The 13,529-nt window shown below is 63.0% G+C and carries 14 protein-coding genes and 1 pseudogene; 11 read left to right on the top strand and 4 right to left on the bottom strand.

All coding sequences use genetic code 11. From position 1 onward, the window contains the following. Window positions 1-55: 55 nt before the first annotated feature. Complete coding sequence (locus ACSQ89_RS38285; protein ID WP_436297370.1) at window positions 56-847, top strand: class I SAM-dependent methyltransferase; 792 nt, start codon at window positions 56-58, stop codon at window positions 845-847. Between the two features lie 138 nt (window positions 848-985). Here ACSQ89_RS38285 and ACSQ89_RS38280 read toward each other — a convergent pair. After that, window positions 986-2,073 (bottom strand): annotated as a pseudogene (locus ACSQ89_RS38280) (IS5 family transposase). 979 nt (window positions 2,074-3,052) lie between these two features. Between ACSQ89_RS38280 and ACSQ89_RS38275 the strand changes: the two are divergent. The 4 genes from ACSQ89_RS38275 (at window position 3,053) to ACSQ89_RS38260 (ending at window position 6,340) form a co-directional block, all read left to right on the top strand. Continuing rightward, entirely contained in the window at window positions 3,053-3,619 is a 567-nt protein-coding gene (locus ACSQ89_RS38275) for a hypothetical protein (RefSeq protein ID WP_436297369.1), read from the top strand. 315 nt (window positions 3,620-3,934) lie between these two features. After that, complete coding sequence (locus ACSQ89_RS38270) at window positions 3,935-4,651, top strand: plasmid pRiA4b ORF-3 family protein (RefSeq protein WP_436297368.1); 717 nt, start codon at window positions 3,935-3,937, stop codon at window positions 4,649-4,651. Between the two features lie 214 nt (window positions 4,652-4,865). Next, complete coding sequence (locus ACSQ89_RS38265; RefSeq protein WP_436297367.1) at window positions 4,866-5,435, top strand: hypothetical protein; 570 nt, start codon at window positions 4,866-4,868, stop codon at window positions 5,433-5,435. Continuing rightward, window positions 5,432-6,340 carry a hypothetical protein gene (locus ACSQ89_RS38260; RefSeq protein WP_436297366.1) on the top strand — a complete coding sequence of 303 codons (909 nt, stop codon included), beginning with the start codon at window positions 5,432-5,434 and terminating at the stop codon, window positions 6,338-6,340. The genes ACSQ89_RS38265 and ACSQ89_RS38260 overlap by 4 nt, the downstream gene beginning before the upstream one ends. Before the next feature lie 259 nt (window positions 6,341-6,599). On the opposite strand, the gene ACSQ89_RS38255 is transcribed toward ACSQ89_RS38260, so the two are convergent. After that, the gene (locus tag ACSQ89_RS38255; protein ID WP_436297842.1) at window positions 6,600-7,316 is read right to left on the bottom strand and encodes a DNA-binding protein; all 717 of its coding nucleotides are present in this window, start codon (window positions 7,314-7,316) and stop codon (window positions 6,600-6,602) included. A 340-nt stretch (window positions 7,317-7,656) separates the two neighbouring features. Here ACSQ89_RS38255 and ACSQ89_RS38250 point away from each other — a divergent pair, with 340 nt between their 5' ends. Further along, window positions 7,657-8,139 (top strand): hypothetical protein, encoded by a 483-nt coding sequence (locus tag ACSQ89_RS38250; protein ID WP_436297365.1) that lies wholly within the window; start codon window positions 7,657-7,659, stop codon window positions 8,137-8,139. Window positions 8,140-8,716: 577 nt separating this feature from the next. After that, entirely contained in the window at window positions 8,717-9,490 is a 774-nt protein-coding gene (locus ACSQ89_RS38245; RefSeq protein ID WP_436297364.1) for a hypothetical protein, read from the top strand. Here ACSQ89_RS38245 and ACSQ89_RS38240 read toward each other — a convergent pair. Both ACSQ89_RS38240 and ACSQ89_RS38235 read right to left on the bottom strand, forming a co-directional pair. Beyond that, a complete protein-coding gene (locus tag ACSQ89_RS38240) occupies window positions 9,457-10,374 on the bottom strand; it encodes a hypothetical protein (RefSeq protein ID WP_436297363.1) in 918 nt (305 codons plus the stop codon). The genes ACSQ89_RS38245 and ACSQ89_RS38240 overlap by 34 nt on opposite strands. Further along, window positions 10,346-10,765: a hypothetical protein gene (locus tag ACSQ89_RS38235; protein ID WP_436297362.1), complete on the bottom strand. Its 420-nt coding sequence runs from the start codon at window positions 10,763-10,765 to the stop codon at window positions 10,346-10,348. Before ACSQ89_RS38235 ends, ACSQ89_RS38240 begins: the two co-directional genes overlap by 29 nt. A 15-nt stretch (window positions 10,766-10,780) precedes the next feature. Between ACSQ89_RS38235 and ACSQ89_RS38230 the strand changes: the two genes are divergently transcribed. From ACSQ89_RS38230 to ACSQ89_RS38215, 4 genes are all read left to right on the top strand, one after another. Further along, window positions 10,781-11,086 (top strand): hypothetical protein, encoded by a 306-nt coding sequence (locus ACSQ89_RS38230; RefSeq protein ID WP_436297361.1) that lies wholly within the window; start codon window positions 10,781-10,783, stop codon window positions 11,084-11,086. 154 nt (window positions 11,087-11,240) lie between these two features. Continuing rightward, complete coding sequence (locus tag ACSQ89_RS38225; RefSeq protein WP_436297360.1) at window positions 11,241-11,789, top strand: hypothetical protein; 549 nt, start codon at window positions 11,241-11,243, stop codon at window positions 11,787-11,789. 49 nt (window positions 11,790-11,838) lie between these two features. Beyond that, window positions 11,839-11,985: a hypothetical protein gene (locus ACSQ89_RS38220; RefSeq protein ID WP_436297359.1), complete on the top strand. Its 147-nt coding sequence runs from the start codon at window positions 11,839-11,841 to the stop codon at window positions 11,983-11,985. Beyond that, entirely contained in the window at window positions 11,940-13,484 is a 1,545-nt protein-coding gene (locus ACSQ89_RS38215) for a hypothetical protein (RefSeq protein ID WP_436297358.1), read from the top strand. Before ACSQ89_RS38220 ends, ACSQ89_RS38215 begins: the two co-directional genes overlap by 46 nt. Window positions 13,485-13,529: the final 45 nt, after the last annotated feature.

Genomic DNA, 13,529 nt, shown 5'->3' with positions numbered 1-13,529 from the left:
CGGCCACTTGGTCGGATCGTGAGTAGAACCGACAAAGAAAGAGAGGTGTCGAGCCATGGATGCAAGCGAAGTTGCCAAACACTGGGAGGCCAATGCCGATGCCTGGACGCAGCAAGCGCGCCGCGGCTTGGACGTCTTCCGCGACGCATTGAACAGTCCCGCCTTCTTTGGCATGCTGCCGCCAGTCTCTGGGTTGCATGGCTTGGATGTCGGATGCGGTGAGGGCTCGAACACCCGGAATTTGGCGAGACTCGGCGCGCGAATGTTCGCGGTTGATATAGCTCCCACATTCATTCGACACGCTCAGGATGCCGAGCGGGCGGCGTCGCTTAACATCGACTACCGGGTCGCCGACGCAATGGCGCTGCCCTTTGATGCCGGGTCATTCGACTTCGTGACCGCGTTCATGTCGTTGATGGACATGCCGGATCCGGCCCGCGCTGTGCGTGAGGCCTGCAGGGTTCTTCGCCCTGGCGGCTTCTTACAGTTCTCCATCCTCCATCCATGCTTCGTACCGCCGCATCGCAAGGTACTTCGAGACCGCAACGGCAAGGCGCGAGCCATCCAGATTGGCGGATACTTCGAGGCAACGGATGGCAGGGTGGACAGCTGGTGGTTTTCAACGCTGACGAACCGCGAACGCAAGAAGGTGGAATCTTTCAACACGCCGATCTTCCACCGGACGCTGAGCCAATGGTTTGACGTCGTTACCGGGGCCGGCTTGGTCGTCGCTCAACTTGGTGAGCCGACCGCGGGAGCGGATTCTTCTTATATCGAAGCAGTCTTGGACGATACGAGAGTAGCGCCACTGTCGCTCCACATGCGCGCAACGAGGCTCGCGACTTAGCAGGCTGCTGAAGTACCAAGCGCGCCGAAGTCATCCTGCGCACTGAAGACGGCGATTGTGTGATTTCGACGTTCCGGGTTCGCTTTCATCGCTGTTTTCCCCGCTTCGAGGCTCGTTTTGGGGCTCTCGCTGACCCCCCTACGATGCCAACGGACGGACTTCTGCCAAGGTCCGCATGCGCACCAAGTTGTAGGCGGCCATCGTCAGCACGAACAACTGGTCGACCTTCTGGATGCCGCGCACCATCACCTGCCGGATGGGGCCGACGAACTTGGCCCAACCGAAGCCTTGCTCGATGAGCTTTCGCTTGCGCTGCGAGATCGCATAGCCCTCGCTCCGAGCGATCTCGTCGGCCACCGCCGAGCGACGCCCCGCTTTGTTCTGCGCCACATGCGGCGTGACCTTCATGCGATGCAGCGCATCGATGAACTCGGCCGCGTCATAGCCCTTGTCGGCACCAAGCGTGACCTCGGTATCCGGGCTCGCGGTGGCTTGCCGTGCGTCCCTGATCATGGCCTTGGCCGCTTCACGTTCGGCAAAGCCGTCGGCCTGCGTGACCATGGCGTTGACGACCAGGCCGTGACGGTTGTCGGTGAGCGTGTGCCCCATGTAGCGCAGTTCGCTGGCAGTCTTGCCCTTGCGGTACAGCCTCGAATCGGGATCCGTCTTCGATTCGTGCGTGTCGTTGCTGCGTCGCTGCCCCTTGAAGTCCCCGCCGCTGTCGCCGTCGTCGTCACCGTCCTTGCGAACGAAGCTCTTGTGTCCGGCCCAGGCCTGGATCAGCGTGCCATCGACGCTGAAGTGCTCACCCGACAACCAATCCCTGTTCTCGGCCGTCTCCAGCACTTCGTTGAAGAAGGCGACCACCGCGTCGTGCTCGATCAGGTTCTGCTGAACACCGTGGGCACCCACACCGCGTCGTCCATCGCCAGGCCGATGAACCAGCGAAACAGCATGTTGTATTGCGTCTGCTCCATGAGCTGACGCTCCGAGCGGATGCTGAACAGGATCTGCAGCAACATCGCGCGCAGCAGCTTCTCCGGCGCGATGCTCGGGCGGCCGCCCTTGATGTCGGCCTCGTACATCCGAGAGAACAACTCGTCCATCTTGGCCAGCGCCTCATTGACCATCACCCGGATGCGGCGCAGCGGATGGTCGGCGGGAACGAAGTCGTCCAGCCGTCTCATGGTGAACAAGCCTTCGGTGAATGTGTCAGGGCCGCGCATCGGAGCAGGTTTCGTGGGTCTGCAAAGACAACGCACCAGGCTCACTGACGGGGGACTTTCGAGTGAGGTATTTCAGCAGCCTGTTAGGGTCCCACCCGACTGCCGAATTTAGTGTGATGCAAGCAGGATGTGGGCCAGGCCCCTGACACTTGACGAGGGCTGATGATGTCCTTGTGGAGGATGGGCGGCGCCGTCGGCGCGTAACTGGGGTCTGGGTCTGGCCATGGGCACACACCCTTGCTCCCACCGTCAACACGCCCGACAGCAATCAAACTTTTCGGTGACGTCCTCCTCGATGCGCTTGAACGCGCAATCGCATCCCTCGCGTAGGCATCCTGCCCACGGCGAGAGCGATTGCGATCGCGCTGTGGCGCCATCTGAGTGCGACGACATCGCGGCCGGGCCGCGCTCAGGCCGGCGCGCATGCACGTCTGATCCGCCGTTGACATCTCCGGGCAGAGCGATGCCGCTCAGCACCGCGAAGGGCTGGACGAACCCCGTGGGCGTCCTACGGGCGGGAGGCGTCTGCCCTGCCAACCGGCCTGGAACAACGTACTCAGTTTGGGGGTTGCTGGCGGTGACATCTTTCACCACACTGGGTCCACGGGCAACGCAGCACCCTGGGAAGGCAGGACACCATGGTCGACACAGAGACGCAGGCGATCCTGCTCGAAGTCCAGGCGACAGCGACCCGCCACGGCCCTGACTTGGCCATCAAGGTCTTCGGCCAGTTGATCGGCGAGGCGGTGGCACGGAATCAGACCTGGCCTGTCAGGCCTGAGCGCGGGCACGTTCGCAGCCCCCGGGGGTGCGAGCAACTTCAGCTATCACGGCATCAACACGATCGGCGAGCTGCGCACGTGCCGAGAAACAGGGTTGCTCAAGGCTCGATTCCACCTGCCAGCAGCTTGGCGCCAGAGAAGAATGCCACGATCAGTTCCCGGCGCTGGGCAAGATCACTTATCGCGAGGGGATAGCCATGAATGAGTTCCTCAATCCGAAATCAATGGCCACTCCTGGCGCCGCCGGGGCCATGGTGATGTTTGTCGCAAACTCCATATGCTTCCAGTTCCCGGAGGTCGAGTTCCGATGGACAACCATAGCGCTGAGTTTCTTTGCTGGGGCGATCGTCTTCAGTGCGAAAGAACTCGTTCTGTCCCACCGGGCTGCGTTCTGGATTCTCAATTCCCTGATCATTTTTTCGGTTGGAGTGGGTACCTCCAACATTGCCGCGAAGATCCAGCAACTTCCAGCCGTTGCTCATCACAAGGCCGATAACATGCTGTTTGATCTACTTGTTCCTTCTGCTCACGCTCAGGACGCCTCGAATCATCCAGGAGCCGGACTACCGGACACAGCCGCACCTCGACGTCCTGCCACTACGATGTCGGATCTGCAGTCTGAGAACAAGCAATTGAGAGCGGAGAATGCTCAACTCCAAACCGAGGCTACCCAACTGCAACGTCTCCAACGGGACCGAAGAGCTATTGACGCGCGCGCGGACTTTGCGAAAAAGTCACGTGACGGGTTTTTCAGAAGTTGGTAGTGCGAGGCCGTCAACCGATGCAGCAGCCGCTCCAGCCCCCTGGCGAGTGTGGGTGGGGTTGAAGATCTGTTTCGTGGGTATCGCGCACTGCTCCAAGCGGGCGCGAACGGAAGCTGCAAGGTTGCGGCTCGTTGTGGCGCCACCTTTGAAGTTCTGCAGACACGCATCAAAGCCAACTCGAGGTCTTATGTGGTGAACTGCCTTGAGCGCTTCGTACCTGGTAAAGCCCGCTTGGGGTAGGGCGCCTGGCCCTGATTCGTACGCGAGACCATCCATTTCTTGGGGGTGTGCAGTGAAGCAAAGTAAGCTTCGGAAATGGAAACCGGGGTGTCTTCTGGCCCAGAGGTACTGCAGCTGCGCGTTGTACTGCGCAGCATCAGCCCGCTGATCTGGCGCCGCCTGCTGGTGCGAAGCGATACGAGCATCGCCCGCCTTCACCAGATCTTACAGATCGCGTTCGGTTGGCAGGACATGCACCTGCACCGCTTCGAGATCCGGGGGCGGGAGTACGGAGTCCACCAGGATGGCGGCGCATTCTTCGGCACGGACGCGCACGAGACTTTGATCGTCCAATTGAAGCTGCGGCGTCTTGAGCGGTTCGCCTACGAGTACGACTTCGGCGACGGGTGGATCCACGATCTGCGCATCGAGACCACCTTACTCATCGACCCCAAGCGGGTGTATCCGGTGTGCATCGCAGGCCGGCGCGCAGCGCCTCCGGAGGATTGTGGCGGTCCGCTGGCGTTCATGGCCAATCGATCGGGGTACGCCATGATCGGCAGGGGCGAGGCCCGGCACGAGCTCGAGGACCTTCTCGACGAGGTGGAAGACGAGGAATGGGACATCCTGCGCTACTACCACCCCGACCGCTTCGATCAGCGCGCCGTCAATCGCAGGCGGGCTGCGGAACCGGGGCGCCACAAAGTGCATGAAAACCGAGATCACCCAAAGAAATGGATGGTCTCCAGCCAGCCCTCCATCGCCCCGTCAGCACCCTGCGGCTCAGTCAAATCGAAAATACGGTGCAACTGAAGTCGACCAGTGATCGAACGATGACGGAGGATCAGTTCGCGGAATTGAAACGCCAGATCGAAATGTCCGATTTGTCAGTGGAGCAAATCAGGGCATATCGCGCGCCCGCCCGATAAAGGGGCGAGGCCAGGAAATCTCATCAAATTGGGGCATGCCACTTTGAGCGGCGAAGCGCAGTATTGGCGCCCTCCCAATCCTTTACCCGGGTGTCCAAATGATTCTTCGATCCTTGCTCGCCTCCACGGTCCTCACCGTACTTGCCGGCTGTTCGTCGCTGAGCTCGACCTATGTCGGAGAGACGGCGGCGTCGTCGAAGTTCGAGGGAATGCCGATCGTGGTCCAGCGCCCGAAGTATCTGAAGGTGGTCTTCAAGAAGGTGACCTATCGACTGCTGGTGGATCGAACCGCGCAACGCGGGAACGACACCACGTCCGAAGTGCTGCAAATGGGAACGGACATTGTCGTGAACGAAGTCTCGACGGAGGTCTTGAGTGTCGGCGAAGTCTATGCCCTGGACCTTAAGCGTCCGCTGTCCGGAACGACCGAGTACGCGGTCGAGTTCGATCCTAATGCTCAGTACCCGAAGAAGGTCGGTGCCAAGATTGACGACCAAAGCGTCGCCGCGCTGGCGGATGCATTGAAGAAGGTCGGGGAGACGACTTTCAAGGCTGCTTCCGCCGGCGCTACGCCCAAAGGGGACTTGATTCGAGTGGCTGAGGACATCGTTCGTATCGAGCTGCGGTCGCTGTCGGATCCGAACGTCGTAACGGTCATACGGCCATGAAAGCTAGGGCCTCCAAGCGGCCCTCGTGGGATTTCGCCCTCGATGTCCTCAAGCGCCATCGCGCACGGCTCCTGCGTCGCAGCGGCGTCGTCGGGCTCGATCTTGGCATCAAGCGGCGGGCAGGTGCACTGCTTGCGGGGCCGGCGATCCGGGTACACGTCTCGGAAAAGGCCGGTCCTGACAAGCTGAACCCGCGCCAGTGCCTGCCCGATGCGATCGAGGGGGTCCCGGTTGACGTAGTCGAATCCTCATTCCGGGTGCGGCTGGCATGTCCAGGTTCGACCGGAACGCACCGACTGTCGGTGAGGCCTCTGGTCGCGGGTTGCTCCATCGGGCACTTTGGAGAGGACAAGTTCGGCACGCTCGGCCCCGTCGTCACGGCGCCGGACGGAACCAGGGGTGCGTTGACCTGCGCGCACGTGTGCTCGACCGGCGATATCGTCCGCCAGCCGCACAAGGTTGGTAACCGAATCGGCCAGGTGATTGCGGACAGGTCGACAAACGAGCTGGATGCCGCATTCATCGAGTTCGATCCCGACTGCCCTTCGAAGGCCGCCGCAATGAAGATCGGCCCGCTGTCCAATTCGATCTCCGTGCCCCGCCCGAAGGATCTGCCATTCGCCGTCGACCTGATCGGCGCATGTTCCGGTCGAACGAGAGGCGTCGTGATTGCCCTCGAGTTCGAAGGGACCGTCAATTACCCCGATGGCGACCGGCGCGTGAGCAGGCAGCTGTGCATCGAGTCCTCCGAGGACGGTGTCTTCGCACGCTCGGGCGATTCGGGCAGTGTCGTGGTGGACGGACAGCGGCCCGTCGGCGTCCTCATTGCCGCGGACGAAGGGGGCCGGGGGCTTGCCACCCCCATCGATCGGATCCTCGAGGCGTTGAGCGTTTCGCTCGGCTAGCTACATCCCGGCGCAAAATCTTGCAGCGGATGCGAGTGACCCGCGGGGCACGGCGGGCGGGAAAGCGTCCAAAAGTGCGGAAGGTTTGCCATCAGGCCGCCTCCAATTCCCACTAGTAGTCTGTGTACCGGCTCTCGTCTTGTGTCTGGCTGGCCGCGTTCGATACTTCATCTGGAACATTCCTTCTGCCTAAGCAGCTATTAGTGTGTTGCATCGACCGGTTGAATCCGCGGGTCTCGACAGACATTGGTACGTTGGGTCAATCGTCTGTTGTGCTCTCCGTTCTCGCGAGCACAACGATGCCATTGAAGCCGCTGGATTGCGCGAACGAAGTACTCGGCCGTATCTCCGGTAAGCTCGTTTTTTGCACCAGATTCTTATCCCTTGTTTGCCTGGCTCGATCAACTTCCGCCAGCATCGCCTCTCCTGTACAGCGTGCCGCTCTTGGGCCTGGCGCAGGTCCTGATCGCGCGGCCATCGCCTCGGCGTGCTCGCGACGCATCCGTTCCTGGGTTTCGCCCGCCTGGGAGAGCAGGGCAGTCAGCCGCTTGATTTCGTCGTCCAGGCCGATACGCACCCGGTGCGCCTCGATGGCGCGCTCCTTGAGTTGCCGCTCGAGCGCCTCGCGAGCCTGCTGCGAGGAGGCCAACGCCGAACCGAGGCTCACGCGCGCCTGCGCGAAGGCGTCCTCGCGCTGCGCCACCGCTGCCTGCGCCTCGGCCAGCGCGTCCTCGCGAGCCTGGAGCTCCGCGCGCACCGTTTCCAGCTCGCCGCGCTGAACTTGATCGGCCTCGCGCCTCGCCGTCTCCCAGAGTAGCTTGGCCGCATTGCGCACGCCCCACCGGCATCCCGTCCGCGTCGTTGCCGGCCGGCCGAGTGACCGTGGTCCGACCAGCCGTTCTCTAAGCGTCGCGAACCAGCGCTCGAGCATCGGGCTGACTGTATTAGGTGAACCGCGCCCGATTTTCAGCCGCACGCGCTCGATGGTGGGCCGTGTGTTGGCGCCGGCCGAAAATTGACCCACCTGTGAGGGTTGCCGATTCAAATTTGACCCGGGTGTTCAACCTACCCTGCTTCTTTATTAAGCGGTGGGGTATGCCTTTCGAGACCCGCGTCGAAGCGCTGCGTTCCTGGGGTCCAAGTTCACCGCATCGCTTGTCCAATCGATGTGGTAGCCGATCAGTTCATCGCCTGCAGGTGAAGCCTGGGAGAATGGGTCGCCCTCCTCAGCCGAGAGGATGAAACAATCACCCTGGCGCTGCACATTCAAGCTTGGTTTCGACGGCTCGCGACGACCGCCGCCAAGGAGTAGCAGCATGAGCACCAGCATTCCCGCATTGCACGTTTCCGACCCCAGCAAGGTTGAAGGCAAGGGCGAAATCTTCATTGCCAGCCGCCAGGACGCGGCTTCGTTGGGCGTGTTCACGGTTAAGCTGGCGGCCCACTTCGATCCGGCGGGGGCAGACGTTTATCCGGTTGGCGCAATAGCGATCACGGTGGATCTCAATGATGGCTTGAAAGGCACGTTCGGGGCGACGTCCATCGAGCTGATCAACTCGTATGGCAAGGCAAATCCGACGGTCTACCTAACCGGCCGCTGTAGTCTCCAACGCAGCAAGCTCGAGCGCGTGCCGCAGGGGCTTCGCTACTGGTTGATGATCGCTGACAACAGTAGCCAGAACAGCGACCGGCAAGCGCCGGATGTGGTCGGTTTCGCCATTCACGATCGCGCGGGTGCCCGCGTCGCCTACGGCGCGGGGCCGGTGAGGACCGGGCAGTTCACGGTCATGCCCAAATAGAGTGACTGAAATCAAGACCCTTTTCGGCGGCGGGGAAGGCAGATGTATTGCAAAGCGCGCCCCTCGACGCTCACCAAGACAATTCCGCCGCGATGCATTCGCGTACACACATGGCCAATTCGGCCCGACTCAACGCAACGGGCCTCCACGAGCACTGTGGTGGTTCAGTTGGCCAGCCTGCCCGCACCATTCTGGCAAACGCCGCATCGCAATAATTCTCGCAGCCATGAGATTGTGTTGCGGAGCGCATCACGAAGGATTACCCTGTCAGCCTTCTGACGCCTATGCGGCCACATCACTGGCCATGTCGCGTTGGCCCGGTAGAGGGCGATGCGGGTCGGAAGCGGAGGCTACGAAGATGCCAAAGACTTTTCGTGGGCGGATCAAGGCCGACGACCCAAAGCTGAAAGATCTCGAGCTTGAGGAAGGCGGCCTCATTCCGATTCCCCTAATCCTGGTGACTTATCTGCCAAGCCCCAATCGAGTGGGATGCAGCCGCAGCGGCCGCCCGTTGCGTCTGTAGCCGCCCCAATCGGTACCATGAACGAGCGTGTCGGCCGCGGATAGGGATGCGATCATGGAAAGCACACTTGATGTTCAGCTTGCGGATCAGATCAGCGTTTTCGAGCTGCAGGCTTTGCTCGCCGGAGTCGACAAGATCTATTTCTCTGCCCTGTGGCTCGAACTAGCAGACTCGATGCCGCCGGGCCAAATCTTCCCCGACGCCTACGCGCCCGCACCGGATAAAAACGTTTGGATCGCGGCTCTGGAGATTGGGACCCCGAACTGGCTCAGCCTAAAGGGGCAAACGAAACAAATCGCGCTTGTGGCCGCGTTCCTTACCACAGTCCTCGGGATACCAGTTGCCGGTACGGAGGCGCTAAAGAACTACGCCGAAGCTCAGAAGGCCTTCGTTGAATCCGACTTGCACCGACTTGAGATAGTTGAGAAAGCCGAAAGGCTTTATCGAGAGGGAAAGATCAGTGAGGCTGCACTTCGTCACAAGCTTAACCTAGCCGAAGAGTTGATCGAGAGTATCGCGGTCACGCGGACCATCGTGCCTCCACAGACTATCGAAATCGCGCCAGTGGACGTTGTTGGCGGAAGCGACAGCGCAGCGTTTCCCGAACCTACCATTAGAGTCGAGTCAGTTCTGAACAAGATCGGGAAACCGGACGCTACCAAACCTGCAGTCGAATTCCTTAAAGCGCAAAAAGCATTTGCTTCTAAGCGTGACGCTGGCTCTCAACAGGATCTGCAGCGTGCGTATGCTCGTCTCGCCTCAGCGCTGGCACCGATGCCAGATTCTGAAATCCATCATTTGATCGAAGACCTTCTCCGAGAAGCGTAGGCAGAGTCTGGTAGGAAACCCGTGGCCGCCTTGAAGGCGAAATAGATTGCCGCTTCACCAAAGGCGATGAGCTTTGTCACCGTTTCAGCGCAATCGAGGCAACCCTTTTTTTCCGGAGGAGCGCGCTGTAAAGTCGCAGCTCCAGGCTGCGGCTGACTACAACTTCCTTGGCGCCGGCCGACGTGCGCCGGCGCTCTAGCGCATGTCTGCGAGGGCGGTGGCGAGCAGCGCGCGTGCCCCTTATGCGATTTCTTTTCTTCACTGAGCAGCTGATGAAGGTCGTCCAGTCGCCGCTGCAGCGCCGAGCCCTGCGTCTGGGCCTGCGCCAACGAGCCCGATTGAACGACGAGTTGATCGCGAAGTTCGCGTTCGAGCTGCTGGGCGGCGTCCTGCGTGTCCCGAAGCATCCGGCGCCCGGCCTCAAGTGTCTGGGCAGCGGCCTCTTCACTCTGGATGCGCCGTTGCTGCTCCCTGGCCAGCCCGGCCTCCACTTGTTTAGACGATTGACGCGCCCGGTCGACTTCGGCGACCAGACGTCGTTCCTGCACGGCATGCCGCTCCTCGGCCTCGCGCAGATCTCGATCGCGGGCGGCCAAGGCCGCTGTATGTTCCCGCCGCAGCACCTCCTTGCCCGCGTGGGCCTCCTGGAGGAGGGCGTTGAGCCGCGCGATCTCCTGCTCCGTAAGAGCGCGCAGCCGATGCCCCTCGGTCACATGTTCCGCCAACTGCCCCTCCAGTGCCTCGCGTGCCTGCTGCGACGAGGCGAAGGCCGCGTCCAGGCTGGCGCGCGCCTGCTCGAACGCAGCTTCGCGCTGTGCGAGCTCGGCCTGGCCTCGGCGCAGCGCTTCTTCGCTTTCACGCAGTTCGGCGCGCGCGCCATTCATCTCTTGCTGCTGAACCTGCTCGGCCTCGCGCCGTGCCGTCTCCGCGACGGCCTGGATTCTCTGACCCCTTGCTCCCCGATTCGCGCAGCTGCAGCAACGAACCCCGGGGGCTGCGGACGGTGACACGGCCGAACGCCGTGCGGATCTGCCGCTGATGCCAGCCCTTGATGCTCAGTCTGGATTCGCAGTGCTCACAGAACGAGTGCGCCGCGGCGATGCCTTGGCATTGACCGTCGACAAAATACTGCTGCGCAGCGGCCAGCAGCGCCTTGCCTTCGGCCAGCGACAGGCCCAGCGGGCTCGTCGTAAGCTCCCGGTCGATCGTGGCCAGCTGTGCGCGGGCGGTCTCTCCCAGATCGTCGACAAGGCGAGCCTCGATGATCAAATTCATGGCGGGCCTCCGTGTTTGCGGCAGAACCTGATTCTGCTGCTCGCGGAGCGCGACAGATGTTTGCCCCCGCTTTGGCCCGCTCTCCTTCACGGCAGCGAGATCGTCGCGCGCGATAAGCGCAGAACCACCACGTTGATGCGGCTGGCCACGATGCCGGCGCTCAAGACGCTGGAGCAGTTCGACTGGAGCCACGCGGGCGGGGGCGCCGAAGGCGCAGAAGAGCGAGTCCGCAGACCACCGTCTGCTGCCGAAGAGAGCACCTCCACCCGATTGATGATGTGCAGCGTCGCAGCTTGCCCGAACATTGCCCCGTCGAGTTGATCTGTAGCCGGCCGGCCAGACGCTTTGGGTGGGGCCGGCACAGCAATTTGGCAGAAGCCCCGGCGAAGGCCTACCCCATGTAGGTATAGCGGCATCGAACACGCGCGGCACGCCGACCGCTGCGTCAGCGTCAGCTGTTTTCAGGAGAGCATCCGTGGCGACTCAAAAGCTTCAAGCACGGCCCGCCGCGGCCGTGGCATCGGCCGGACCGGCCGCTTCCGACTTCGTTGACGACGCCGACCAAGGTGCGGCCAGGCCGCTGTTCGCGTCCGCACCGCTCCGCTCAGGCACCGGCGGCGCTGCACCGGTGGAGGAGACACCGTTCGTGTCGTCGGCGTCTCCATTGCCGTTCGCCGTGGCGTCGCAAACCGCCGACCCTTCGGCCGTGCGTCCGCTGGCGGGCGCAGCGTCGAGCGAGCCGGCGCTCAGCGGTAACGGCTTCACGTACCGGCACAACTGGGGTGCGCGGCGTGGCCAGTGGACGCTGCGTCTGAACATCGGCGGCGCCAACGCCCGGTCGCGTGTGATGGTATCGATCGGCGAAGGCGCCGCGGGCGGACCCGATGCAGGCAAATTCATCGGCGCCGCCCGGTTCACCCTTCACAACGTGGCGCCGCGGGCCGGTGGCGTCGATGTCTGGGTGAACGTCGAGTGGGGCGCGGACATCCCGCTCTACATCGACTACCTCATCGTCAACCCGTGAAAGCTGCTTCAACGACCATGCGCGCCCCGGCGCGCAAAGGAGACAATTCATGAAATCGAATGAACGTGCGGGCACGGAAGATCTGGCCATTGCCGAGATCGCCACCGCTGCACCCACCGAATCCGTCGCGCAGGCGAACGCGGCCGCGACGTGGCGCGCGTCTCGCCTGGCGCGGCGTCCCCGGAACCCGAGCTGAGCGGTTCCGGCTTCACCTACCGGCACAACTGGGGCGCGCGGCGCGGCCAGTGGACGCTGCGGCTCAACCTTGCCGGTGTCACGCCACGATCGGTTGTCTTCGTGTCGATCGGGGAAGGGCAGGCAGGCGGCCCCGACGCGGGGAAGTTCATCGGTGCGGCGCGCTACACGCTGCACAACGTGGCCCCGCGCGCCGGCGGCGTGGACATCTGGGTCAACATCGAGTGGGGAGCGGATATCCTGCTCTACGCCGACTACCTGGTGGTCAACCCGCCGGGCAGCGACCTCCGGACGGTCAACGTCATGGTCCACCGCCACTCTGCGGTCGCACTGACCGACGCCGAGGCCGACCGCATCCTGGCCGACATGGGCACGGCCTTGCAGGCGGCGAATACGCCGACGGACGTGGCGACACAGGTCAGCTTCGTGCGCAATGGGGCGGTCCGCACGCTGCCGGCGACGATTGCCGGGACAATCCAGACGCAGGCCGAGTGGAACGCGCTGATGGGTGCCGGCACCGGCGTCAAGGTGGTGCAGGCGATCCGGTGGTGCGGCGGCCCGGGCGGCTCGATCATCGGCTGCGCGCCGGTCGGCAACCCCACGGTGAACCTCGCGGTGGTGCGCTTCACGGCCAATCAGGAAGGCATCCTCTGGGCCCACGAATACGGCCACAACGCAGGCAACGGGCACCGGAGCAACGACGCGCGGGCCTTGATGTTCCCGAGCATCGGCGCTGACCACAACGTCGTCGATGCGACCGAGTCGGGGCTCTTGCTTGCAGGCCCTCAGGCCGTCACCGGCGCTCTGATGAAAGCGGCATGCGGCTGCCATGGAGAATCGATGAAACCACCCGCGGACATTCGCGAGTTCGTCTCGCAGCACTGGTTCGAGGGTGTCCCGTACGACGCCGCATCGCAGTACGCGGAAGCGGATGCACAACGGCTGATCGAATGGCTGACCAACGAGCCGGAGAAGCACGAGGAGTTCCTGCCGGAGATCGTGACGACCCTGTGCTTCATCGGCAGCGAGGCCGCTGTCGGCCCTCTGATCGGTTTTGTCGAAGGCCCGCTGCAGAGCCAGGCCGCGTTCAACGCGAAGAACGCCGCGCTGATCCACCTCGGCGACCTGATCCACACGTCTGGAAGCACCGCCGCGTTCGACTTCCTTGTCCGCATGGCAACAAACATGGAGTCGGCCAAGGCAGTGGCGGCGCCGCGTGCCTCGACGCAAGCCATGGACGCGAAGGAGACCGGCCTTGCCGCCGCGACGGTGGACACGGTTGCAGCCGAACTGGCCGTGTCGGCAACCTTCGGCCTTGCGCTGTCGGGCACGAGCGAGGGGCAGGAGATCGTCGAGCAGCTGCAGTCGATGCCCGATGCCTTCTCGTCGGTCAACCTTGCCGCGGCGGAGGCGGCGGGGGTGGCGCGTGAGGTCCAGTCCGCTGGCGGCCAGCAGGAGTACTACCGCCTGAAGTCCGGCGGCAGCGAGTCGAGCCGGTAGCGGACGACCGGCGCGGCGCGCGGTGCGCAGGCACCGCGCCACGCG

The organism is Variovorax sp. LjRoot175, assembly GCF_964253805.1.
In the GTDB taxonomy this organism is placed as follows: Bacteria; Pseudomonadota; Gammaproteobacteria; order Burkholderiales; family Burkholderiaceae_C; genus Variovorax.
Note: the sequence above shows the minus strand (reverse complement) of the source record. Positions and strands in the feature narration are given on the sequence as shown.